Origin of the sequence: Pseudoalteromonas sp. 78C3, assembly GCF_002836695.1 — a bacterium.
In the GTDB taxonomy this organism is placed as follows: domain Bacteria; phylum Pseudomonadota; class Gammaproteobacteria; order Enterobacterales; family Alteromonadaceae; genus Pseudoalteromonas; species Pseudoalteromonas arctica.
On record NZ_PJAV01000176.1, the window covers coordinates 45,414 to 68,948 of the forward strand.

A 23,535-nucleotide genomic window follows, 5' to 3' on the forward strand; every position below is an offset into this window, starting at 1 on the left:
CTTTTAAATCAGTTACAGTTATATGGCGGATTTTAACATAAATCCTTTTGTCTTTCAATATTTGTACATATTTCAAACAAAAGTATTATTAAATGTTAATCAGCCTGCTTACGTAAAAAAGCGGGGATATCAAAATAATCACCACCTTCTGATTTATCCGCTTTTTTACTATTTTGTGCTGAAGAGCTTGATGCACTGCTTGAACTAGTTGTAGGCGCTTTTTCTTTGCTTTGCGTTTGCGCTTTAGCAGTGTTTTCTTCAGTGTTTGTATCTTGGCTTGCAAAGCTTGGTACGTACATACTGCTCATTTGGTTTGATGTGCTTGCAACATCAGAACCTGATGCTTTTTTAAAGCCGTTATCAACAATACCAAACTGTGGACGACGATCGCCGCCTAAGCCAGTTGCAACAACCGTTACACGTAGCTCATCAGTCATTTCTGGGTCGATTACCGCACCAACAACAACCGTTGCGTTTTCTGACGCAAGTGCTTTAACGTGATTACCAACAATTTCAAATTCTTCAATCGCAATGTCCATACCTGCGGTGATATTAACTAAGATACCTTTAGCACCTGTTAAATCAACGTCTTCTAGTAGTGGGCTTGAGATAGCCGCTTCTGCTGCTTCTTGTGCACGATCAGGACCTGACGCGGACGCCGTTCCCATCATTGCAGTACCCATTGCAGACATTACAGTTCTAACATCGGCGAAATCCACGTTAATTAAACCAGAACGTGTAATTAGCTCTGCTATACCTTGTACCGCACCAAATAATACGTCATTAGCTTTAGCGAAGGCATCTAGAAGTGTAGTCCCTTTTCCTAAAACTTTAAGCAATTTATTGTTCGGAATTGTAATAAGTGAATCTACAATTTCTGACAATTCGTTAATACCTTGTTCAGCGGCTGCTGCACGTTTTTTACCTTCAAAATCAAAAGGACGTGTTACAACTGCAACGGTTAAAATACCGAGTTCTTTAGCAATTTTAGCAACTACCGGTGCTGCACCAGTACCTGTACCGCCGCCCATACCGGCTGCAATAAATACCATATCGGCGCCTTCAAGGCTGGCACGAATTGTATCTGCATCTTCTTCAGCCGACTTACGGCCTACTTCAGGGTTTGCGCCCGCACCCAACCCAGAGGTTATTTGCGTGCCTAGCTGAACTGTAATATCGGCAGCAGAGTTACGTAATGCTTGCGCATCCGTATTAGCGGCTATAAAACGCACGCCTTCTATTTGTTGTTTAACCATGTGCTCAACAGCGTTACCGCCACCACCGCCCACGCCGATTACTTTTATTACAGCTTCTTCGCTGTGTTGTTCCATTATATCAAACATGTTTACTCTCCGACTTGAGTCTTAAAACTCGCCTTGGAACCATTTAGTAATGCGGTTCCACCAATTATTGTTATCCTCTGCTTTCGACTTTTGTGCATTCATCGATTGCATGGTACGCCCGTATTGTAACAAACCAACAGCGGTTGCGTACGAAGGATCATCTACATAGTCTGTCAAACCAACCATCCCGATTGGCTTGCCTATTCTTACTGGCATTTGGAAGATGTCTTCTGCCACCTCCATCGCGCCAGTCATTTTAGCAGTTCCGCCTGTAATAACGAGACCTGCCGCAATTTGGTCTTCTAAGCCTGAACGACGAATTTCTTCCATCGCAAGCTCAAATAATTCTCTAAAACGAGGCTCTACCACCTCAGATAATGTATGGCGCGACATTAACCTTGCTGGTCGTCCGCCTACACTTGGTACTTCAATTGTGTCTTCGCTACTTGCCATTTGGCTACTAGCACATGCGTATTGTACTTTGAGTGACTCGGCATGTGATATAGGTGTGCGAAATATTTTTGCAATATCACCAGTAACTTGGTTACCCGCCACTGGAATAACCGCAGAGTGACGAAGTGCGCCATTAATATAAATGGTGATATCCATAGTGCCGCCACCAATATCAAGTACTGCAACACCTAGCTCTTTTTCGTCATCTGTTAGTACAGAATAACATGACGCTAATGCAGTAAAGATAAGTTGATCGACTTCAAGACCACAGCGCTCTACGCATTTCTCGATATTTTTTGCCATATCGTTTGAGCACGTAATAATGTGTGCACGCGCTTCCATACGAACACCACTCATACCAAGTGGGTTTTTAATGCCCTCTTGCATGTCGATACTGTATTCTTGCGGCAATGCATGCAGCATTTTACGCTCTGCCGAAATAGGCACAGAACGCGCAATATGAATTACATTTTCAATGTCTTCGTCAGTGACTTCAGTGTTATTAATTGCCACCACGCCACTTTCATTTTGACACTGTATATGTTTGCCAGAAATACCCAAATACACAGAGCTAATACGACAATCAGCCATTAACTCGGCTTCGTCTATTGCTCGGCGAATAGACTCAGACACTAAGTTTAAATCGTTAACGCCGCCTTTATCCATACCATGAGATACTTGGCTGCCCACACCAACAATGCTGAGCTTGTTATCTGCGGTGATTTCACCTACCGTGGCAACCACTTTCGAGGTGCCAACGTCTAACCCTATTACTAGGTTTCTTTCTGCTGACTTAGTCATGCCTTACTCTTATTTTGTAATTGTTCTTCTTGCACTGGCTTAAAGCTGACTGCAAGGCCGGTATCATACCGTAAATCTATTGTATCTACTTGTGCATCTGCACGTTGTTCCATTCGTGGATAAACGTCTATAAAACGTTGTACACGCTTGGCTTTATCTTTACGCCCTAAATTTAAGCGTATTCCGTTATCTAGCCATAATTGCCACGAAAAACGCTCCGACAATGCCAAACTTGTTAACGTTAAGCCGTTAACTTTTAGCATTTCATCAAATTGCTTAAAAGCAATCCACGCTTCTTCTTCGCTGCCTTCTGGGCCGTATAACTGCGGTAAGTCATCATCTAACTTATCGCTGCTGGCTTGAAATGCTTGACCACTTTGGTTGAGCAATAAGTCGCTATTCCAATGTGCTACTACTTCATGTTCAACAACATATACTTGTATAGTATCAGGCCATTGTTTACGTACCGAAGCGGTAGCAACCCAGGGTAAGTCTTGAACTAGCTGCTGCACATGCTTAACATCGAGTTCAAAAAAACTACTTAAATCGGCTTTTTTAATCGCTTTTATAATTGCCGTTTCATCTGTGTATTTAGGCTGCCCTTGCACTGTAAGGTGCTTAATTTGAGCATCTTTGTTTTCAACTAACCAATCCGATACACCTGTTGTAATTTGCACTAAGCCAATTACAACTATCAGAAAAAAGCTCACACCAAAAATCAGAGACCAATTAAGTTTCAGTTTGATTTCTTGAGCTTTTTCTAAAAGGGGATGCATATTAAAGCGTTTGCTCTAAAATGCGAACAACTAATTGTTCAAAAGTTGCCCCATTCGCTTTTGCCGCCATTGGCACTAACGACTTTTCAGTCATGCCTGGTACTGTATTTACTTCAAGGAGATAAAAGTTACCTTGCTCGTCTTGCATCGCATCAACACGGCCCCAACCACTTGCGCCCACTAAATCAAATGCATCTAGCGATATAGCTTGTAAGTACTTAGTATCTTGCTCTGATAAATCTGCAGGGCAATGATACTGCGTTGTATTTGATTGATACTTAGCTTGGTAATCGTAAAAACCATTAGGTGTCGTCATCTCAATGACTGGTTGTACTTCATCGCCAAGCACTGTAACTGTGAATTCACGTCCCGTGATCCACTGCTCTACAAGCACTTGATTATCAAACTTAAATGCATTAGCTAGTGCGTCTTCAAGTTCTTGTGCTGTACTTGCTTGCGCCATACCTATGCTTGAGCCTTCGTGCGATGGCTTAACCATTACCTTTTTAAACTCACCCATAATAGCTGCAGCATCAAAGCCTTTTTTAGCGTCAACTACGGTATAAGGTGCAGTGCTTAAACCCGCTGATTTAAATAAGTGCTTACAACGTACTTTATCCATAGCAAGTGCTGAACCCAGTACATTACTGCCCGTGTAAGGCAGGTTCATAAATTCAAGCGCACCTTGTACAGTTCCGTCTTCGCCACCACGACCATGCAAAGCAATAAAAACGCGCTCTACATTTAATTCTTTTAACTCCCACAAAGAACGACTTTGCGGGTCAAATGCAATTGCATCAATGCCACTATTTTGCAGCGCATTTAAAACAGCCTGACCCGATCGTAAAGACACTTCACGTTCTGCTGAGTTACCACCTAGCAGTACCGCTACTTTACCAAATTGTGTGTTTACCTGAGTCATACTTCACCTTGCTTAAGTTTTTCTATCGACATACCCGTCGCAGCTAATGTTTTAACTAACTGACCTATATTACCAGCGCCTTGGGTTAATACTAAATCATTATTTTGTAAATTTGCGGCCAAAACGCCTGCAAGCTCTGCATTTGTTGCTACATGCAGCGGCTCTTTGCCACGTTGACGAAGGCTACGGCATAAGCTTTTGCTGTCTGCGCCAACAATAGGATCTTCACCAGCGCTATACACATCAAGCAGTAGCAACTGATCTACATCAGCAAGTACTTTTACAAAATCTTCGTATAAGTCGCGTGTACGAGAAAATCTATGAGGTTGATATACCATTACTAAACGCTTATCAGGCCAACCTTCACGTACTGCTGCAATTGTTGCTGCAACTTCTGAAGGATGATGCCCGTAATCATCAACTAACATCACATTGCCACGCTCGTTTTCAAATTCACCATAGTGTTGAAAACGACGACCAATACCTTCAAACTTCTGCAGCGCTTCTAAAATTGCATGATTCGCAATGTTTTGATCTTTTGCCACAGCAATTGCAGCGGTTGCATTAAGTGCGTTATGTCTACCTGGCATATTCAACGTGGCAGTTAAACACTCACCTTGCTTGTTAGTTACTGTAAATGTGCATGTATTAGCTGATTGGCTAAAATCGCTCATGCGGTAATCAGCATCCTTCGATTCACCATACGTGATAACTGGGCGACCAAAACGCGGAATAAGCTCAGCAGCAACTTCAGAGTCAATACATACAACGGCTAAACCATAAAACGGCAAGTTATGAATAAAATCCACATATGTGTCTTTCATCTTTTCAAGACTGCCACCGTAAGTATCCATGTGATCTTCTTCGATATTTGTGATCACCGAGACCATTGGCTGTAAGTGTAAAAACGACGCGTCGCTTTCATCAGCTTCTGCAATTAAGAAATCACTTTTGCCTACTTTTGCGTTACTACCTGCGCTATTTAACAAGCCACCAATAATAAAGGTTGGATCAAGCCCTGCTTGTCCATAAATACTCGCAATTAAGCTTGTTGTCGTTGTTTTACCATGCGTACCCGCAATTGCTATACCGTGGCGAAAACGCATTAATTCAGCCAACATTTCTGCGCGGCGAACAACAGGAACTCTTGCGGCTTTAGCTGCAATAATTTCAGGGTTTGTTTCATCAATCGCACTTGAAACAACGACTACATTGGCATCTTTCACGTTATTTTCATGATGGCCTATAAATACTTCTGCACCGGCTTTAATTAAACGATCTGTCATAGCGCTGTGGGCAATGTCAGAACCTGTAATACGGTAGCCTTCAAAAGCGAGTACTTCAGCAATACCGCCCATACCTGCTCCACCAATACCAATAAAGTGGATGGTTTCTATTCGGCGCATTGCAGGGCGTGTGTGTTTTTCTTGTACTGACGTTTCTTTCACTTATTTTCTCTTATTTGTTACTTGCTCACAGTGCGTTGCTACGCTTGCTGTGGCATCTAAAATGGCTTGTTTTTTTGCATTTGTAGCCATTTCAGTTATTAATGAAGGTTGGGCTAAATACGGGCTTAGTAGTTCAACAATTGATTGTTTATTAAACTGCCCTTGTGGCATTAATAATGCGCCATTAGCCATCACTAAATATTGTGCGTTAGCTGTTTGATGGTCGTCCACGGCATGTGGAAACGGAACAAAAACGGCCATTTTACCTGCCGCTGCAATTTCGCTTACAGTTAACGCACCAGCACGGCAAACAACAATGTCGGCCCAGCTATACGCTGCGTCCATATCATCAATAAATTCAGCTATTTTTGTATTACTGCCTGTAAAAGCATGCATTTTATAAGCGGCTTCTACGGTAGTTAAATGACCCTTACCTGTTTGATGCCATACACTTATTGGAGCTGTATTATTTAGTACTTTAAATGCTTCTGGTAATGTTTGATTAAGCACTTGCGCACCAAGCGAGCCGCCCACTACTAAAATATTAATAGGGCTTGATACGTCGCGTTTGGCTATATTCATAACGCTTTGGCGAACTGGGTTACCTACTAGCTCGGCTTGACCCTGTGCAAAAGCACTTGGAAATGCAGCTAATACTCGTGTAGCCACCTTAGCTAGCAGTTTATTGCTCATACCCGCTACAGCGTTTTGCTCGTGAATAACCAGCGGGATACCTAAACTTTTTGCGGCAATTCCCGTTGGACCCGTAACATAACCGCCCATTGCAAGTACTACATCAGGACGCTGTTCTTTCAATACCTTACGCGCCTGCAATACTGCATTAATTACCATGAATGGGGCTTTAATAAGACGCTTTAATCCGTTACCACGGACACCTTTAACGTTAATAAAATCAATATCTATATTGTGCTTAGGTACAACGCTCGCTTCCATTCGATCTGGTGTGCCGATCCAGCTAACTTGCCAGCCCTGCTGTTTTAAATAATCGGCCACTGCAATACCGGGAAAAATGTGTCCGCCAGTTCCACCAGCCACTACTACTAATTTTTTACTCATCGCTTACCTCCGCGTGAGGTGGCTTGTTTGGTTGCCATTTTGGTTTCAAAATCTACGCGTAATAAAATACCCGTGGCAATCGTCATAATTAATAAGCTTGAGCCGCCATAAGAAATAAACGGCAGGGTTAAACCCTTCGTCGGTAAAATACCCGCGCTCGCACCTACATTCACCATGGTTTGAAATGCAAACCAAATACCAATGGCAAATGAAAAGTAGCCTTCGTATTCCTTGCCGCACTTAAGGGCTTGTTGGCCTATTAATAAGGCTCTAAATACTAAAGTAGCTAATACCGTTAAAATACTTACAACGCCTATTAAGCCAAGTTCTTCACCTATAACGGCAAAAATAAAATCGTTATGTGCTTCAGGTAAATATTGTAGTTTTTGTACACTGTTACCTAAGCCTTGGCCAAACCAACCACCCTGGCTATATGCCATTAGCGATTGCACCAACTGATAACCCTTGCCAAAAGGATCATCCCAAGGGTCTAAAAAGCCAACAACACGTGCCATACGATATGGTTCAACAATAATAAGTAATACAACCAGACCAACGCCCGTTAAAATAAGTACAAAAAACTGCCATAACTTAGCACCAGCTAAAAACAATAAACCAACCGTTGTTACAAACATAACAACCACTGTGCCTAAATCTGGCTGCAGCAGAATAAGCAGTGCATACACTGCAAATACAGCAATTGGCTTTGCAAAGCCTTTAATATTTTCTTGTACTTCTTCGCGTTTTCTTACCAAATAACCCGCAATATAACTAAAAAAGTACAACTTAGCGGCCTCTGCCACCTGAAAACCAACAGGTCCAATAGGTATCCATCGTTTAGCGCCGTTTACTTCACGCCCAATAATCAACACCGCTATTAATAGCACCATGCCTAGTATTAATAGATAAGGGTTTGATCGTTTCCACCACTCCATTGGCACACAAACGCTTATCCAAAAAAGCACAAAAGCCATTGCCAAAAACATGCTGTGGCGAATGGTAATATGGTACGGGTCATCAAATAACCGCTCTGCGGTAGGCATTGATGCGCTGGTCACCATGATAAAACCAACACCAATGAGCATTATTACGCAGTACAATAGCGGTACATCGTATAACTGCGCCGAAGGCTTAGGTGTTAATGCGTCTCTTATATCGGCAAAAGCAATCATAACGCCTCTGCCATTACACACTGAACAAAGTCATCACCGCGTTGCATATAATTGTTATACATATCAATGCTGGCACATGCGGGTGCTAATAAAACAATATTGCCTGTACTACTAAGTACTTTGGCCAAAGTAACGGCTTCTTCCATATTGTTAGTTAAATAACTCTTATTGGTAATCGCAGCTAAGTCACTTGCATCTTTACCAAAACAAATTAATGCTTTTACATGCTGTTCTATGTAGGGTTTAAGCGCATTTAAATCAGCGCCTTTGGCATCGCCACCAGCAATAACAATCAAATTTTCACCGTCACTAGCTAAACTATCTATTGCAGCAATGGTCGCTCCAACATTAGTTGCCTTTGAATCGTTAAAATACTTTACACCGTTAAGCTCAGCTACAAATTGGCAACGATGAGCTAACCCATTAAATTGACCTAATGCATTTTTATATTGCTCTTTGCTTACTTCAAACGGACTTAAGAGCGCCATTACTGCAAGCGTATTTAAATAATTGTGCTTACCCACTACCGCAAGTGTATCAACAGGTAAAAAGGCATCGCCTTTAACCATAAAGTGAGTTTCGCCATTGTGCTGCGCTAAATGGTAATCACCTTGTTGAGCACCAAAGCTAATTAGAGGAGCCGTACCGCGCTCAACTGGATGTGTTTGACTATCGTCTGCGTTGACAACAATAAGCTCTGCGAAATTATAAATACTTAGCTTTGAGTCTATATAAGCTTGGTAACTGTCGTAGCGGTCAAGGTGATCTTCAGACACATTTAATACCGTTGCACTTACTGGTTTTAAACTCGTTGTGGTATCTAACTGAAAACTCGATAACTCAAGCACATACACATCAAAATCATCATTGAGTAAATCAAGTACCGCTGTGCCAATATTCCCACCCAAAGCAACTTTATAACCGGCTTCTTTTAACACTTCATAAGCGAGCGTAACCACGGTTGATTTACCGTTAGAGCCCGTTACTGCAACAACAGGTTTTGTATTAATGCGTGCAAATAACTCAACGTCGCCAATCACTTCAACACCTGCGTTAATTGCATCTGCAACAGCTGGTATTTTTAAGCTAAGCCCAGGGCTTATAATAATCATATCGCTTGAACAAAGCTCTGCGTCATCCAAATTACCAAAGTGGGTATCTAGAGTTGGCGCGTGCTCTTTTAACCAATCAATCCCCGGCGGGGTTACTCGGCTATCAACGACCTTTGGTGTGAGGCCATGAGATAATAGAAAACGCACAATGCCCAGACCGGTTACACCGAGTCCGAGCACTGTTATTTGTTTGTTTTTTATCTCGTTTAAATACTGCATTTATCGAATCTTTAAAGTAGCTAAGCCAGCAAGCACTAGCACAACAGAAATAATCCAAAAGCGCACAATAACGCGAGGCTCTGGCCAACCTTTTAATTCATAATGATGATGAATTGGCGCCATTCTAAAAATGCGTTGTCCGCGTAATTTATACGACCCCACTTGTAATATGACCGATAGTGCTTCCATTACAAATACACCGCCCATAATAATAAGCAGTAACTCTTGGCGTACTAAAACAGCAATAATACCTAATGCGCCACCAAGTGCTAATGAGCCAACATCGCCCATAAATACTTGTGCTGGGTAAGTGTTAAACCATAAAAAGCCAAGCCCTGCGCCCACAATGGCAGTACATACAACCACAAGCTCACTCGCCAGCGGTAAATGTGGAATATGTAAGTAAGCCGAAAAGTTAATATTACCTGTTAAGTAAGCAATAATTGCCAATGCCGAAGCCACTAAAATAATTGGCACAATCGCCAAGCCATCTAAACCATCGGTCAGGTTTACCGCGTTTGATGTACCTACTATGGCAAAATACGTAAGCACGATATAAAACAAACCTAATTGCGGTAACACGTCTTTAAAAAATGGAACAACAAGTGATGTTTCAGATGCTTGTGCACTGGTAAAATACAAAGCAGTAGCTACAACTAATGCAATGACCGACTGCCAAAAGTACTTCCACTTAGCAATTAAGCCTTTTGGATCTTTACGAATAACTTTACGGTAATCATCAACAAAGCCAACAATACCTAAAGAGCCAATTACAAACAGTGTTGCCCATACGTATTTATTTGATAAATCGGCCCAAAGTAGCGTGCTGGTAAAAATGGCCGCTAAAATAAGTAAGCCACCCATAGTCGGTGTACCCGACTTAGACAAATGCGATTGCGGACCGTCGTCTCGAACTGTTTGGCCTATTTGCATACGTTGCAAACCACGAATTAACTTAGGTCCTAAATAAAGAGACATAATTAGCGCAGTTAAAATACCTAAAATGGCACGTAGCGTTAAATACGAAAAAACATGAAAACCACTAAAATACTGTGTTAAATACTCTGCCAGCCAAACTAACATTATGATACTCCATTGATGGCTTGTTGCTGGCCATTAACTAAATCGGTTACTAATAATTCCATGCGAGAACTGCGCGATCCTTTCACTACTATTGTTGTTTTAGTATTCACTTTATTAATACTTTCTTGAATTTTTTGCTGCATCTGTTCGCGGCTCGAAAAGTGGCGATTAGGTAGTTCAAACACATCACTTGCGTATTTACTTAATACACCTAATGTAAATAACTCATCAATCCCTTGCTCAAGTGCATACTCGCCAACTTCTTGATGGTACTTACGTGCATCTTCACCTAGCTCACCCATATCTCCGAGTGCTAAAATGCGGTGACCTTGCATATCACTTAACAAGTCAATCGCAGCCTTTACAGACTTAACATTGGCATTATAGGTATCATCAACCACGGTGAGTAAATCAGACACTTCAATTAAATTAACGCGCCCTTTTACATCCCCCATTGTGGCAAGTGCATTGGCTATTTCTTCAAGGGTTACATTAAATTCACTGGTCAGTGCAGCAGCGATAAGTGCATTACTAATATTGTGCTTACCCGGAAGTGCCAAAGTAACAGGGACCTGCTTATCTTTAGTACAAAGTGTAAAGCTTGCGCGAGCGTTGGCATCAAGCGTGATGTTCTCTGCCCAAATATCTAGTTTTTCAGTTGTAGAAAAACGTTTAACATTACGCCCTTCAAGCTTATCTAACCAATATTGGCTAAATTCACTATCGCAGTTAACAATCGCAACGCCGTCATCTTTAAGGCCATCAAAAATCTCACCTTTAGCTTTTGCGACGCCCATTAAACTACCAAAACCTTCTAAGTGGGCTGCTGCAACATTACATACAACGGCTACATCTGGTTTTGTCATTGCAGTGGTGTAAGCAATTTCACCTAAGTGATTTGCACCCAGTTCAATAACCGCAAAACGATGTTGAGGCTCTAAGCGCAATAACGTAAGTGGGACGCCAATATCGTTATTAAAATTACCTTTAGTAGCTAATACATCACCGTGAACCGACAAAATTGCCGCACACATTTCCTTTACGGTGGTTTTGCCTACACTCCCTGTAATTGCTATTGTTTTAGGCGCCACTTGCGCCATAACAGCGGTGCCAATTGCACCTAGTGCAATACGTGTATCGCTTACTATAAATTGTGGAATATCTACATCAACTTTGTGCTGAACAATAACGCCAATAGCGCCTTTTTGTTTAGCCTCAGCTATAAATTTATGCCCATCAAAATTTGGCCCTTTCAGTGCTAAAAACACTTCGCCATCGCACACTGTGCGAGTATCAGTATTTATATTAAGCACGTGTTGATTATCACCTTGATAATCGGTTGTTAGCACATTAGCTAACCAATCAAAATCCATTGGGATCATTGTGTTATCCCTCTTACTGCTTTTTTTAGTTGTTCTTGTACATACCGGCGATCGCAAAAGTCGATTCGCTTATCGCCTATAATTTGATAATCTTCGTGGCCTTTACCTGCAATCAAAATAACGTCATCAGCTGTAGCATTTTCTATAGCAAAACTAATTGCAGTTGCTCTATCAGCCTCTAAATGTGCATTTTGAGGATGGGTTAAACCACCTGCTACATCTGCAATAATGTCATCAGGATTTTCTGAGCGAGGATTATCACTGGTAATAATAACTTTATTAGCGTTTTGCTCTGCAGCTTGCGCCATTAATGCGCGTTTACCTTTATCTCTGTCACCACCGCAACCAAATACACAACTTACACCACCTGGCACATGCAGCTGCAATGCTTGTAATGCAAGTGCAAGTGCATCGGGTGTATGTGCGTAATCAACAACACACGTCGGCATGCCTGCTTGGCTAAATGCTTGCATTCGCCCTGCTACTGGCTGTAACTGCGCACAACCTGAAACTAATTGCTCAAGCGGATAACCAAGCCCTAGTAATGTAGCGATCGCGGCCGTTAAGTTATATAAATTAAATTCGCCAAACAGAGGCGATTTAATCGATATATCACCCCAACTAGTCGATAACTGCGCCGAAATACCTTCACTTGAATATTCAACATTAGAAAAATAAACGTACTGAGCATTCTTAGGGGCTAAGTTTTTGCGGCCATAACAGATTAGGTTATTAAAATCATACTTTTCAAGCCATTGCTCAGCTTGAGAATCATCTTGATTAAGCACTACAACTTGCGGCTCAAAATCACGGAAAAGCATTAGTTTCGCATCACCGTAACTTGCCATATCACCATGGTAATCTAAGTGATCGCGCGAAAGATTAGTAAACACAGCCGCTTTAAACGCGCATTTAGCAACACGCTGCTGCACTAATCCATGAGATGACACTTCCATGGCTACCAGCTTTTTATGCTGCGAATTTAAATCGCTCAAAATATGTTGTAAATCAACCGTTGAAGGTGTGGTATTAATCAGTGGAATTAAGTTATCAGGATGACCATAACCTAAAGTGCCAATAATAGCCGAATCAGTACTGCAAAATTGCGCTAAGTGGGCAATCATTGCTGTGGTTGTCGATTTACCGTTTGTACCTGTCACGCCAATTAAATCAAGAGCCTGACTTGGCTGGCTATAAAAGCGACTTGCTAATTCTGGAAGCTTTTTATCAAGCTCCGAAACTAAGTATAGTGGCTCAAAACTTGTTTCAAATTCACATAATCTGTCAGCAATAATAGCTGTTGCGCCATTTTCAATTGCTTTATTAATAAATTGACCGCCATCAAGTGCATGGCCTTTAATAGCAACAAATACATCACCTGGCGTTACTTCACGGCTATCAAGGCGTAAATGTTTTACCAGTTGCGAGGGCGCATCTATTTCGATGTATTTTAAAATATCCTTTAAATCACGCATCGTTATCTTTACCTTGTACGTACGCTACCTCTTCCTTGTCAGGCGCTACGTTTAATATTCTTAATGCGTTAGAGATGATTTCTGCAAATGCAGGGCCAGCGGTGGCACCTCCATAGTACACATCACCACCAGGTTCATTAATCATAACTACCACGGCTAAACGAGGATTACTTGCCGGCGCTACACCTGCAAAATAACCTACATATTCATCACCATAACCACCTGCTACGGCTTTTTTAGATGTACCTGTTTTACCAGCTGCACGATACCCATCAACTTTTATGTTGCGAGCAGTACCGTCTTTTTCAAATACACTTTCCATCATGTGCACTACGGCTTCTACGTCTTTTTGTTTAAAAATACGCTCGCCTTCAGGTATATTGTCTTGCTTTAAAATAGTCAGTGGTCGATTAACTCCACCAGCGCCTAACATGGTATAAAAGCGCGCCATTTGCGCAGTACTTACCGAAATCGCATAACCAAATGATAAAGTGGCAATTTCAAAGTCAGACCAACGACGATTTGGATAAAACAAACCGCTGCTTTCACCTACCATTCCAGTACCAGTATCACTACCAAAGCCTACTTTTTGGTATAAACCAACAAGGTAATCTTTAGGCACTAACTGAGTAACCTTCGCAACTCCCATGTTTGAGGAGTACTTTAGTATTTCGCGCAGTGTTAGTTCGCCGTGATTGCGGGTATCTCTAACTAAACTACCACCTAAACGCATCCAACCTGGGTAGGTATCAATCGTGTCATCTGCCTGAATGGCGCCGTAGTCTAGCCCAGCCAAAATGGCTAGAGGCTTAACAGTTGAGCCTGGTTCAAACAAATCTGTAATTGCGCGGTTACGACGTTTATGAGGTGCAGCATCGCTTAAGTTGTTTGGATTAAATGAAGGGCTATTTACCATTGCCAGTACTTCACCGGTTTTAACATCAACTACCATAGCTGAGCCCGATGTGGCTTTATAAGTCAGTACAGCTGATTTCACGGCCTTGTACGCAATGGCTTGAATTCGTTGATCAATACTTAGTTCTATACTTTCTGGCTCTACACGTTCACGTTCGTCAAGTACTTCTACCTCACGCCCTTGTGCGTCTTTACGAATGGTACGGCGGCCTTCCTCGCCCGTTAAAGCGTTTTCGTATAGCTTTTCAATGCCTTCAATGCCTTTGCCATCGATATTGGTAAAACCAATTACATGCGCGGTAACTTCACCTGCAGGGTAGTAGCGTTTAGATTCATCTAGTAAATGGATACCAGGGAGGCGTAAATCACCAATATAATTTGCTACAGCAGGAGTAACTTGGCGCTTTAAATACACAAAGCGACGCGAAGGATCGTTTAAAAGTCGAGAATTAATCTTTTTAGGATCAATACGCAGCACATCTGCAAGCTCGCGCCAGCGTAAATCGTTTTTATAATAAAGTGCAGTACGCTTATCAAGCTCAACAGTGTTTTCAGTTAAAGATAAGTGATCTTCGCCGCTTTTGCGGGCTTGTTTGATTACTTTAGATACAAGCGATTTATGTAATGCTTTAGGATCAGCATATACACTTACCACAGGCACACTTACCGCTAATTCTTTACCATTGCGGTCAAAAATCATTCCGCGTTGCACATGCAGTTTTTCAACACGTACCGTACGTTTATCACTTTCTGAACGTGCTTTATCAGGTTCTATCACTTGTAAATAAGCAGCGCGAGATACGAGTGTTACAAACACCATAAACACAACTGTACACACCAGCATAAAGCGCCATGTGATTAAATTAGTGACTGGTTTTTTGCCTCTATTTCTCATTGTACTATTATTACCTGCTCATCTTGACTCGTAGGTCGTTTCATTTTTAATTGTGATATAGCAACTTCTTCAATGCGTGCATGTTGCGAATAAAATTCTTCTTCAACAAGTAAGTAGCGCCACTCTAAATCGAGTTCATCACGTTCTTGTAATAATTGATCTTGCTTTATAAGTTGCCCACGAGCTAAATGTGTTGTTTGCACAACAGCTAAACTAGAAGCGAATATCACAACCAACAAGGCCGAGGTTAGCTTGTTAGCACCTAGGCCTTTTAATATTTCAAAGAATAAATTGGGTTGACGATAGCTCGCTTTTTTACTCATCCCAACCTCTGTGCAATCCTAAGTACAGAACTACGAGAACGTGGATTACGTTCTACTTCAACAGTACTTGGCTTAATAGCCTTACCCACTGCTTTTAACGTCAGGTTTTTATTTATTTGTGCATCAGTTAAAGGCAGACCTCTGGGTAACACTTCTCCCCTACTCTGTTTTCTAATAAACTGTTTTACAATACGATCCTCTAGTGAGTGAAACGAAATCACCACTAAACGTCCGCCTGGCTTTAGCACTTTAACTGCAGACTGTAGCGCTGTTTGAATCTCTTCAAGCTCGCTATTGATATAAATACGAATCGCCTGAAAAGTACGTGTTGCAGGGTGCTTAAACTTATCTTTTACAGGTACTGCTTCATCAACAAGGTCAGCAAGTTGCTTGGTTGTTGTGATTGGCGTGTGCTCACGAACTTCGAGTACTTTGTGTGCAATGCGTTTACCAAACTTTTCTTCGCCCAGTTTTTTAATTACGTGGGTAATATCATCTAATTCAGCTTCTGCTAACCACTGTGCAGCACTGCGACCTGTTGTTGGGTCCATGCGCATATCAAGTGGCCCATCTTTCATAAAACTAAAACCACGCGCAGCGTCATCCAGTTGTGGCGACGAGACACCAATGTCTAATAAAATGCCATCTACTTTACCAATAAGATCGTTCTGCTCTGCTACTTCGTATAGATTTGAAAAACGAGTATGTGCAATCGCAAAACGTGGATCATCAGCGAATTTTTCGGCTGATTGTATCGCTTGTGGATCTTGGTCAATTGCTTGCAAGCGACCTTCATCACCAAGGCGTGCTAAAATTTGTCCAGAGTGGCCGCCACGTCCAAACGTACCATCCATGTATATACCGTCTGGCTTAATTGCGAGGGCATCGATGGTTTCGTCCATTAATACGGATACGTGTTCAAATTGCGCTGTCATTAGCTATTATTTGCCTTTTTTTGTGCTGTTAGAGTGTAAAATTATCTAAATCTTGGTTAGGTTCAAAATCGCCAAGCCTTTCAAGCTCAGTATCTTGCTGCATTTGCTCGTGCCAACGCGCCTCATCCCAAATTTCAAATTTATTCATCAAACCAACTAGCATGATTTTTTTGCCAAGTGATGCATGAGCCCTCAGTGACGGCGCAAGCAAAATTCGACCATTTTTATCAAGTTGATATTCAGTAGCATTCCCGAGCAACATACGCTGCATTCGACGGGCTCGTGGGTTCATATTGGAGATTTTAGCTAAACGGCTTTCTATTTCGAGCCACTCAGCCAGCGGATACAACCATAAACACGGCTCATTTAATGCGACGGTACAAATAACCGTTCCCTGATCTTCAGACAATAGAGATTCTCGGTACTTAGTCGGTACCGCAAAACGCCCCTTATCATCCAAACTCAGTGAACTCGCGCCACGAAACATAAAAAACCTACTTTAAAATTGTTTTATTCAACTTTTGTTTATTTTTATCCAGTGTGATCCACTAAAAACCACTTTTTACCACAGTGCTCCAGTTTAGGGCTTGACAAGCCATTTTGTCAAGTAAGCTGACCAGCTTTAGTAAGTCCCAAAGCTAGAAAAAATAAGGGCTCAAGCGAAGCGTTTGAATTACGTGGGAAAAAGTGGGATTGTGATGAAAAAAATATTTATTCTGTTTTTTATAACTTTCTGTTTACACGCTTTGCTTACTGAATAACCAATGAATATTTACAATTTTTAAGGCGTTTTTATCCTCTTTGTAAAATTTACCTAGCCGTGTAGTAATAGTTACTGTTTATTTTAAAATACTAATTATCAAAAATTAAAAACCACAAACAAAACCTATCAAATTCAGTCAGTTAAAATAAATAACAAGTTTGGTTTAATCATTGCATCATCTAAATCACTATTTAAATTTTTAACTTATTAAGGATTGATTATGGCTACTGCAACGAATACGAAACCAAATACAACTTCAGATGTTAAGCCTGACGTTAAACTAACAAATACTGAGTCTCCTCTTACAGAGAAAGCAACATCAGCGGCGCACGATGCTGTAGATGCACTTTCTAGCAAAGCTGCAACAGCTGAAAGCAGTGTGCGTAAAGGAGCTTCTAGCTCAGCAGATGCATTGAGCGAAAAACAACTTATCGCACGTGAAAAACTAAGCGAATGTACTGCAAAAACTCGTGCTTTTGCTTCTGAAAATCCATTAGCAACTGCGGGTATTGCTTTTGCTGCGGGTATGCTAATCACATCACTACTTCGTCGTAAGTAATTAGTAATGAATAACCCACAAACAACAGCAACCAAGGATGGTAATGCGCAAGACCAAACTACTGAGCAACATAGCCAAAAGGACGATTGGCAAGATCATGTTGCAATGCTTTTAGAGTATTCTAAGCAGCTCAAGGATGATTACCAAACTCAAGGAAAGATCACCCACCAGCTTGCTAAAGCTGAATGGCGGTTATCGCTTAGATCGCTTGCATTGATCACTATATTTTTAGGATGCTTTGCCAGTGGTTTGGTTTTGTTGTGGGCAGGATTTCTAGGTGCTGTTGGATACGGTGTATACGATGTTTTTGGGTCGGTATGGCTAAGTATTGCAACAGCTACTTTACTACAAGTTGCTTGTTTAATATGGCTTTGGAAAAATACAGTTTACTTAAGCAATAAAATTGGCTTTAATAAAACGCTTAAAAGTTTAAAGCAGCTATTTAACTTACAAGGAAATTAGTATGTTAGTTAACTACTTAATTAAAGCACCTAATGAAAACGTTGATGCTCTAAGTAAGCAAATGGATACGCGCAGTGAATTGAAACGCCAACATCATGCAGCGTTCCAATATAGGCTAAAGCGTTTTGCCGTAACCAAAGTTGGGCTTTCAAGTGCCTTTATCGCAGGTGCAGCAGTTCAAGCGGGTAAAAGCGAAACCAGTTTGGTAAGAAAATACGGCTGGCTAGTGAACTTGATAGCTTAAGCGCTAAACGTTTCTACCGTGTTCAGATAAGTAATCAATACTTGGACCACTTGGCACAACTTGCGTTGGGTTGATCATTGTGTGACTAAAATAGTAATGACGCTTAATATGATAAAAATCAACTGTCTCAGCCACTCCTTTAATTTGATATAGCTCCCTAAGGTATCCACTTAATGCAGGATAGCTTTCAATTGTGCGTAAATTACATTTAAAATGGCCAACGTACACACTATCAAACCGAATGAGTGTAGTGAATAATCGCCAATCTGCCTCGGTGAGCCTATTACCTGTTAAATAACGCTGCTTGCTCAGTATCCCTTCTACTTTATCGAGTGCTTTGAATAAATCGTTAAACGCCTCTTCGTATGCATCTTGAGTTGTTGCGAATCCCGTACGATAAACACCATTATTTATATTTGGATAAATCAGTGTATTTAATTCGTCAATTTTTGGTTGCAGTGCCTCAGGATAGTAATCATCGTTATTACCTGTTAATTCATTAAACGCACTATTGAACATACGTATAATATCGGCAGACTCATTACTGACAATTTTATTTAGCTTTTTATCCCACAATACGGGTACGGTAACTCGCCCGGAATACTTAGGATTATTTTTTGTATACACTTGATGTAAGTAGTTACTATTAAATAAAGCATCACCAGTACTGTGGTTTTGCTTATCAAAAGCCCAACCACTATCAAGCATATCAGGGCTAACAACCGACACCGTAATTAAATCTTGCAACCCTTTTAACGCTCTAAATATAAGCGTTCGATGCGCCCAAGGACACGCAAGTGATACATATAAATGATACCTGTTCGCTTGAGCTTTAAAACCGGCCTCGCCCGTTATTCCAGCGCTACCATCAACAGTTATCCAGTGACGTAACTGCGCTGTTTCGCGTTCAAACTTACCGTTACTTGAATCGGTGTCGTACCATTTATCTTGCCATTGGCCGTTAACTAATAATCCCATAAAACTCTCCTAAAAATACCGTTAAATTTTGCCAAACTCGCCGTTTTGATAATCACGCACTGCTTGCTGTACTTCTGCTTGCGTCGTCATTACAAACGGCCCCATATGAGCAATCGGTTGATTAAGTGGATCGCCTGCTAAAACCAAAACACCAGCGCCGTGCTCAGAGCTAATATTGATGTCACTGCCTGGTTCCAAAATAAGTAACTTGCCCGCTGGTATTGTTTGATTGTCGCTCATCATTAGTGAGCCGCTATGAATATAAAGCATTACTTTTTGTTGGCTAAGAGGCTCTAAATAGATGTTTTTACCAGCGGGTAATGTAATATCAGCGAGCGCCGCATTAGCCGCTAAACTTTGCAGAGCGCTTGTAAGCGTTTCACTTTCGAACTGCCACGATCCCGCCAGTGATTTTAACGTCACACCTTGCGTATTTGTAAAACTCGGAGCTGGGTTTTTAGTAGTATCTTGATAACGTGAATCACGCATTTTTTCTGCGCTTGGCATGTTGATCCAAATTTGAAAGCCATGCAGTCCATCTACAGCATCCGCGAGTGGCATTTCACTGTGCATGACGCCGCGCCCTGTACTCATCCATTGCACATCGCCTGCTTTAATTGCTTCTCTGTTACCCATTTGGTCACGATGTTCAAAGCCACCTTTTAGAATATAAGTAAACGTTTCAATACCTCGGTGCGGATGCTCAGGAAAGCCTCCCATATAATCTTTTTTGTCGTCTGACTTAAGTTCATCAATCATTAAAAAGGGATCTAAATATTTACCATCAAACCCTGGTATGCGGCTAATGCTTACGCCGTCGCCATCTTGAGTTGCATAAGCTGTAAGTATTTTTGATATTTTCATTTTTTAATTCACTCTAAAGAATAAGTTTATGAGGCTATTAAATCATTCATTAAACAAAACAACTATGTCTTTAAATCGACCTTAACATTCCAAAAAATAGAACTATAATGATTCATTGGTTACATTTTCAACCTTATAATTACTATGGTTATTTGGAGTGAATTTGGCTACAATTGTTATTGCAAAATACAAAACTAAGGAATGGTTATTTTTACTTATTCTCTCAAACATCAGCTTTATCGTTTACTTATATTGCTAAGTATTCCGGGCACCGCTGTAATTATTTTTACACTGCTGCTTGAACGCGATCACTCTATTGAGCAAAGTGAAAAAAAAGTAGAAAATATTGCTAAGCAATTAATTTTACAGCAAAAGCACTTAGTCGATGATATTGACCGTTTAGCACGTTATTTGGCTAAAGAGGAAAGTAAGAAAGAAAATCTAGCAACGACCTGCCCTAATTATTTTAATCAATTTAGATCTATTTACGCACATGTTGCCAATATCGGGATTATAGATCCAAATGGCATTGTTATATGTACAACAAGCGGGTTAGCCAAAACAATTAATATTGCCGATCGGGCGTATTTCCAAAACGCCTTAAAAAGTAACCAATTGTCGGTAGGTTATTTTCAGCACGACCGAAGCCTGCAAAAAAACACTCTTAATTTTGCGTTACCTATTATTAATAAAAAAAATGTAATTCAGGGGGTTGTAGTTATCGTTGTTGCGCTTGACTGGTGGAACAATGCTTTTAATGACATTGAACTTCCGCCAGGCTCTATTGCTGCAATTGCTGATTCTAACGGAAAAATTTTAGCGCGTTATCCACCTACAACGGCCGCGCTTGGCGATAATATTGCACAGACTTTATTAGCAACTGATTCTTCGATTGATAATGAGGCATCAACAAAAATAAAATCTATTGAAGGTGAAGCCCGAATGCTTCATCACTCTGTTATTTACAGCGATCCAAGTAATAACAGCTTAAATATACATATTGCACTTCCTGTCACACATGCTTTAAAGCAAATAAATAATAATTTTTTTATAGCGATTGGTGTGTTTATTTTATCGCTGCTGATACTGTCTTTAATTGCACGTAAACTACTTAAAACCAGCATTATTGACCCAATTAATAATCTAACAAATGCAACAAACGTATTGGCTAAGGGCGAGATGCCCGCACAAAAAATACAACCCAATAATCCAGAGCTAAATACTCTCTATCAGCGTTTTAAATCAATGGCGCAAACTAGGTTAACCGCCGAGGCTAATTTAAAAAACAAGCATGATGAGCTTACTAGCTTGCTTAATACTCTGCCCGATAGTTACGTTAGAATTAACATCCATGGCGATATTCTCAACATAACAGGACAGTTTAAGCCTCAAGTAAATCCTAACAGCACTGTAGTACCTCATTTATCATCAATACTTTCACACAGCAATGTTCAGCTTTTGTTATCGCAGTTATCTAAACTTGATGTTTCGAGCAATTTAGAATTCACACTCGAAAAATCAGATCCTAAACGCAGCTTTGAAGCACGTATTAGCGCAATGCAAAGTAAAAATGAATACGTTGTTGTGCTACGAGATATAACACAACGAAAAGTAAATGAAGAAGCACTCCACCTTGCCTCACTAGTGTATAACAACAGTAGTGAAGGCATGGCAATCACCGATCCAACGGGCATTATATTTGATGTAAATCCTGCGTTTTGTAAAACGACTTTATATAGTAAAGAAGAAGTTATTGGCCGGTCCTCTTCAATTCTTTCATCAGGAAAACATGATAAGAATTTTTACAATAAAATGTGGTCTGAATTACAGCAAACAGGCCGCTGGCAAGGCGAGGTTATTAACCGTAAAAAGAACGGGCAGCTTTACTCTGAGTGGCTCACAATCGATACTATTTATGATACAAACAACGCACCTATTCGTCGTATCGCGATATTCACAGACCTCACAGAAAAAAAACAAGCTGATGAAACCATTTGGCGACAAGCTCATTTTGATCACCTAACTGACTTACCAAATCGTTTAGAGTTAAAGGAGCGATTAAATCAACGATTTTCAAATGTTGTTACTCCAGATAATCAATTGGTTGTCATGCTTTTAGATATTGATCACTTTAAAGATATTAATGACACATTAGGCCATCACTATGGCGATAACTTATTAAAACTCGTATCTCAGCGTATAGTCCAGTCGGCAAAAAACGCTGAGTTTGTGGCACGAATTGGGGGAGATGAGTTTGTTATTGTATTTAGTCACATTAAAAGTACGCGCCATATTAATCAAATTGCGAGTAATATTTTACTTAGTCTATCGTCAGCTTTGCATCTTGAAAACGAAGAGTTATTTATTAGTGCAAGCATAGGCATTGCTTGCGCTCCTAATGATGGTGAAAATACTGAACAGCTTTTAAAGGCAGCCGATCAGGCTATGTATAAAGCAAAAAGTAATGGTCGTAACTGTTTCGAGTTTTTCTCTGCTGACATGCGCGAATATGCACACGCGCGCATGGTGCTATTAAAAGACTTACGAAGTGCCATAGAACTTGAACAGTTTGAGTTATTTTATCAGCCCATAGTTGCTTTAAATGATTTACATATTCATAAAGCTGAAGCGCTTATTCGTTGGCAACATCCCGAAAAAGGCCTAATTAGCCCTATCGCATTTATCCCACTTGCTGAAGAAACCAGGCAAATAAATGCAATTGGTCAATTTGTATTTGCCCAAGCTTTGCAAACACTTAACGATATAAAAACACTAACCGATGATACTTTTCAAATAAGTGTAAACGTATCGCCAGTGCAATTATCCACGCCAGAGAGTGGCATAGATGAATGGTACGATATGCTAAAAGCAGCAAAACTACCTGCTTCGTCAATTGTCGCAGAAATAACTGAAGGCTTAATGGTTAACCCTGAAGCACTTACGCAAAGACGCCTAAAAGAAATAGTAAAATCAGGTATGCAGCTTGCTCTTGATGACTTTGGTACCGGGTATTCGTCGCTCGCTTACTTACAAGAAATGGACACCGACTATTTAAAAATAGATAAACGTTTTGTTGATAATATTCAAGTAGGCAGCCAAGAACTTGCATTGTGTGAAGCCATCATTGTTATGGCGCATCAGTTGGGCTTAAAAGTAATCGCCGAAGGAATTGAAACTAAATTACAAATGCAGCTACTACTTGAAGCAGGATGCGATTACGGTCAAGGTTATTTATTTTCAAGACCTTTAAATAAAAGCAGTTTTATGGCACTTCTAGCTGATAAAAAAGTAGCTTTGTTAAAATAAATAGACAAAAAATCACTGTTACGCAATA

The 23,535-nt window shown here is 40.6% G+C and carries 21 protein-coding genes; 4 read left to right on the plus strand and 17 right to left on the minus strand.

Annotation, left to right across the window (positions count from 1 at the left end; genetic code table 11):
- Nucleotides 1–95: 95 nt before the first annotated feature.
- From ftsZ to mraZ, 15 genes are read right to left on the minus strand one after another with little or no spacing between them, the layout of a single operon-like run.
- Nucleotides 96–1,343, minus strand: coding sequence for a cell division protein FtsZ (gene ftsZ / locus CXF76_RS19950; RefSeq protein WP_101164457.1), 1,248 nt, complete (start codon nucleotides 1,341–1,343; stop codon nucleotides 96–98).
- Between the two features lie 21 nt (nucleotides 1,344–1,364).
- Nucleotides 1,365–2,597, minus strand: coding sequence for a cell division protein FtsA (gene ftsA / locus CXF76_RS19955; RefSeq protein ID WP_007582937.1), 1,233 nt, complete (start codon nucleotides 2,595–2,597; stop codon nucleotides 1,365–1,367).
- Nucleotides 2,594–3,373, minus strand: coding sequence for a cell division protein FtsQ/DivIB (locus CXF76_RS19960; RefSeq protein WP_007582934.1), 780 nt, complete (start codon nucleotides 3,371–3,373; stop codon nucleotides 2,594–2,596). The genes ftsA and CXF76_RS19960 overlap by 4 nt, the downstream gene beginning before the upstream one ends.
- A gap of 1 nt (nucleotide 3,374) precedes the next feature.
- Nucleotides 3,375–4,295, minus strand: a complete 921-nt coding sequence (locus tag CXF76_RS19965; RefSeq protein ID WP_024592944.1) for a D-alanine--D-alanine ligase — start codon at nucleotides 4,293–4,295, stop codon at nucleotides 3,375–3,377.
- Complete coding sequence (gene murC, locus CXF76_RS19970; RefSeq protein WP_002957994.1) at nucleotides 4,292–5,743, minus strand: UDP-N-acetylmuramate--L-alanine ligase; 1,452 nt, start codon at nucleotides 5,741–5,743, stop codon at nucleotides 4,292–4,294. The genes CXF76_RS19965 and murC overlap by 4 nt, the downstream gene beginning before the upstream one ends.
- Nucleotides 5,744–6,820, minus strand: a complete 1,077-nt coding sequence (gene murG / locus CXF76_RS19975) for an undecaprenyldiphospho-muramoylpentapeptide beta-N-acetylglucosaminyltransferase (RefSeq protein ID WP_101164458.1) — start codon at nucleotides 6,818–6,820, stop codon at nucleotides 5,744–5,746. It lies immediately after the preceding gene.
- The gene (ftsW, locus tag CXF76_RS19980; RefSeq protein ID WP_007582927.1) at nucleotides 6,817–7,992 is read right to left on the minus strand and encodes a cell division protein FtsW; all 1,176 of its coding nucleotides are present in this window, start codon (nucleotides 7,990–7,992) and stop codon (nucleotides 6,817–6,819) included. Before ftsW ends, murG begins: the two co-directional genes overlap by 4 nt.
- Nucleotides 7,989–9,323 (minus strand): UDP-N-acetylmuramoyl-L-alanine--D-glutamate ligase, encoded by a 1,335-nt coding sequence (gene murD / locus CXF76_RS19985; protein WP_101164459.1) that lies wholly within the window; start codon nucleotides 9,321–9,323, stop codon nucleotides 7,989–7,991. Before murD ends, ftsW begins: the two co-directional genes overlap by 4 nt.
- Nucleotides 9,324–10,406 carry a phospho-N-acetylmuramoyl-pentapeptide-transferase gene (gene mraY, locus CXF76_RS19990; RefSeq protein ID WP_007582922.1) on the minus strand — a complete coding sequence of 361 codons (1,083 nt, stop codon included), beginning with the start codon at nucleotides 10,404–10,406 and terminating at the stop codon, nucleotides 9,324–9,326.
- On the minus strand, nucleotides 10,406–11,788 hold the full coding sequence (locus tag CXF76_RS19995) for a UDP-N-acetylmuramoyl-tripeptide--D-alanyl-D-alanine ligase (protein WP_007582921.1): 1,383 nt from the start codon (nucleotides 11,786–11,788) through the stop codon (nucleotides 10,406–10,408). The genes mraY and CXF76_RS19995 overlap by 1 nt, the downstream gene beginning before the upstream one ends.
- Nucleotides 11,785–13,263 (minus strand): UDP-N-acetylmuramoyl-L-alanyl-D-glutamate--2,6-diaminopimelate ligase, encoded by a 1,479-nt coding sequence (murE, locus tag CXF76_RS20000; RefSeq protein ID WP_101164460.1) that lies wholly within the window; start codon nucleotides 13,261–13,263, stop codon nucleotides 11,785–11,787. Before murE ends, CXF76_RS19995 begins: the two co-directional genes overlap by 4 nt.
- On the minus strand, nucleotides 13,256–15,073 hold the full coding sequence (locus tag CXF76_RS20005) for a peptidoglycan glycosyltransferase FtsI (protein WP_010554293.1): 1,818 nt from the start codon (nucleotides 15,071–15,073) through the stop codon (nucleotides 13,256–13,258). The genes murE and CXF76_RS20005 overlap by 8 nt, the downstream gene beginning before the upstream one ends.
- A complete protein-coding gene (gene ftsL / locus CXF76_RS20010; protein WP_007582915.1) occupies nucleotides 15,070–15,396 on the minus strand; it encodes a cell division protein FtsL in 327 nt (108 codons plus the stop codon). Before ftsL ends, CXF76_RS20005 begins: the two co-directional genes overlap by 4 nt.
- Nucleotides 15,393–16,331, minus strand: coding sequence for a 16S rRNA (cytosine(1402)-N(4))-methyltransferase RsmH (gene rsmH, locus CXF76_RS20015; RefSeq protein ID WP_008167099.1), 939 nt, complete (start codon nucleotides 16,329–16,331; stop codon nucleotides 15,393–15,395). The genes ftsL and rsmH overlap by 4 nt, the downstream gene beginning before the upstream one ends.
- 28 nt (nucleotides 16,332–16,359) lie before the next feature.
- Nucleotides 16,360–16,818, minus strand: a complete 459-nt coding sequence (gene mraZ / locus CXF76_RS20020) for a division/cell wall cluster transcriptional repressor MraZ (RefSeq protein WP_007582904.1) — start codon at nucleotides 16,816–16,818, stop codon at nucleotides 16,360–16,362.
- 496 nt (nucleotides 16,819–17,314) lie between these two features.
- Here mraZ and CXF76_RS20025 point away from each other — a divergent pair, with 496 nt between their 5' ends.
- The 3 genes from CXF76_RS20025 to CXF76_RS20035 are packed head-to-tail and all read left to right on the plus strand — an operon-like array spanning nucleotide 17,315 to nucleotide 18,359.
- Entirely contained in the window at nucleotides 17,315–17,653 is a 339-nt protein-coding gene (locus CXF76_RS20025; RefSeq protein WP_002957982.1) for a hypothetical protein, read from the plus strand.
- A 6-nt stretch (nucleotides 17,654–17,659) separates the two neighbouring features.
- Nucleotides 17,660–18,115 (plus strand): hypothetical protein, encoded by a 456-nt coding sequence (locus tag CXF76_RS20030; RefSeq protein WP_101164461.1) that lies wholly within the window; start codon nucleotides 17,660–17,662, stop codon nucleotides 18,113–18,115.
- A gap of 1 nt (nucleotide 18,116) precedes the next feature.
- On the plus strand, nucleotides 18,117–18,359 hold the full coding sequence (locus tag CXF76_RS20035) for a hypothetical protein (protein ID WP_101164462.1): 243 nt from the start codon (nucleotides 18,117–18,119) through the stop codon (nucleotides 18,357–18,359).
- Between the two features lie 3 nt (nucleotides 18,360–18,362).
- Here the strand turns inward: CXF76_RS20035 and CXF76_RS20040 are convergent, their stop codons facing one another.
- Together CXF76_RS20040 and CXF76_RS20045 are read right to left on the minus strand one after the other, a co-directional pair.
- Nucleotides 18,363–19,337 carry a glutathione S-transferase family protein gene (locus tag CXF76_RS20040; protein ID WP_101164463.1) on the minus strand — a complete coding sequence of 325 codons (975 nt, stop codon included), beginning with the start codon at nucleotides 19,335–19,337 and terminating at the stop codon, nucleotides 18,363–18,365.
- Between the two features lie 21 nt (nucleotides 19,338–19,358).
- A complete protein-coding gene (locus CXF76_RS20045) occupies nucleotides 19,359–20,201 on the minus strand; it encodes a pirin family protein (protein ID WP_101164464.1) in 843 nt (280 codons plus the stop codon).
- Nucleotides 20,202–20,402: 201 nt separating this feature from the next.
- Between CXF76_RS20045 and CXF76_RS20050 the strand changes: the two genes are divergently transcribed.
- The gene (locus CXF76_RS20050) at nucleotides 20,403–23,507 is read left to right on the plus strand and encodes a bifunctional diguanylate cyclase/phosphodiesterase (RefSeq protein ID WP_010554287.1); all 3,105 of its coding nucleotides are present in this window, start codon (nucleotides 20,403–20,405) and stop codon (nucleotides 23,505–23,507) included.
- Nucleotides 23,508–23,535: the final 28 nt, after the last annotated feature.

Bases quoted from the DNA above. Each gene is read 5' to 3' on its own strand.
- ftsZ (WP_101164457.1), bottom strand. From the start codon at position 1,343: ATGTTTGATATAATGGAACAACACAGCGAAGAAGCTGTAATAAAAGTA.
- ftsA (WP_007582937.1), bottom strand. From the start codon at position 2,597: ATGACTAAGTCAGCAGAAAGAAACCTAGTAATAGGGTTAGACGTTGGC.
- CXF76_RS19960 (WP_007582934.1), bottom strand. From the start codon at position 3,373: ATGCATCCCCTTTTAGAAAAAGCTCAAGAAATCAAACTGAAACTTAAT.
- CXF76_RS19965 (WP_024592944.1), bottom strand. From the start codon at position 4,295: ATGACTCAGGTAAACACACAATTTGGTAAAGTAGCGGTACTGCTAGGT.
- murG (WP_101164458.1), bottom strand. From the start codon at position 6,820: ATGAGTAAAAAATTAGTAGTAGTGGCTGGTGGAACTGGCGGACACATT.
- ftsW (WP_007582927.1), bottom strand. From the start codon at position 7,992: ATGATTGCTTTTGCCGATATAAGAGACGCATTAACACCTAAGCCTTCG.
- murD (WP_101164459.1), bottom strand. From the start codon at position 9,323: ATGCAGTATTTAAACGAGATAAAAAACAAACAAATAACAGTGCTCGGA.
- mraY (WP_007582922.1), bottom strand. From the start codon at position 10,406: ATGTTAGTTTGGCTGGCAGAGTATTTAACACAGTATTTTAGTGGTTTT.
- CXF76_RS19995 (WP_007582921.1), bottom strand. From the start codon at position 11,788: ATGATCCCAATGGATTTTGATTGGTTAGCTAATGTGCTAACAACCGAT.
- murE (WP_101164460.1), bottom strand. From the start codon at position 13,263: ATGCGTGATTTAAAGGATATTTTAAAATACATCGAAATAGATGCGCCC.
- CXF76_RS20005 (WP_010554293.1), bottom strand. From the start codon at position 15,073: ATGAGAAATAGAGGCAAAAAACCAGTCACTAATTTAATCACATGGCGC.
- ftsL (WP_007582915.1), bottom strand. From the start codon at position 15,396: ATGAGTAAAAAAGCGAGCTATCGTCAACCCAATTTATTCTTTGAAATA.
- rsmH (WP_008167099.1), bottom strand. From the start codon at position 16,331: ATGACAGCGCAATTTGAACACGTATCCGTATTAATGGACGAAACCATC.
- mraZ (WP_007582904.1), bottom strand. From the start codon at position 16,818: ATGTTTCGTGGCGCGAGTTCACTGAGTTTGGATGATAAGGGGCGTTTT.
- CXF76_RS20025 (WP_002957982.1), top strand. From the start codon at position 17,315: ATGGCTACTGCAACGAATACGAAACCAAATACAACTTCAGATGTTAAG.
- CXF76_RS20030 (WP_101164461.1), top strand. From the start codon at position 17,660: ATGAATAACCCACAAACAACAGCAACCAAGGATGGTAATGCGCAAGAC.
- CXF76_RS20035 (WP_101164462.1), top strand. From the start codon at position 18,117: ATGTTAGTTAACTACTTAATTAAAGCACCTAATGAAAACGTTGATGCT.
- CXF76_RS20040 (WP_101164463.1), bottom strand. From the start codon at position 19,337: ATGGGATTATTAGTTAACGGCCAATGGCAAGATAAATGGTACGACACC.
- CXF76_RS20045 (WP_101164464.1), bottom strand. From the start codon at position 20,201: ATGAAAATATCAAAAATACTTACAGCTTATGCAACTCAAGATGGCGAC.
- CXF76_RS20050 (WP_010554287.1), top strand. From the start codon at position 20,403: ATGGTTATTTTTACTTATTCTCTCAAACATCAGCTTTATCGTTTACTT.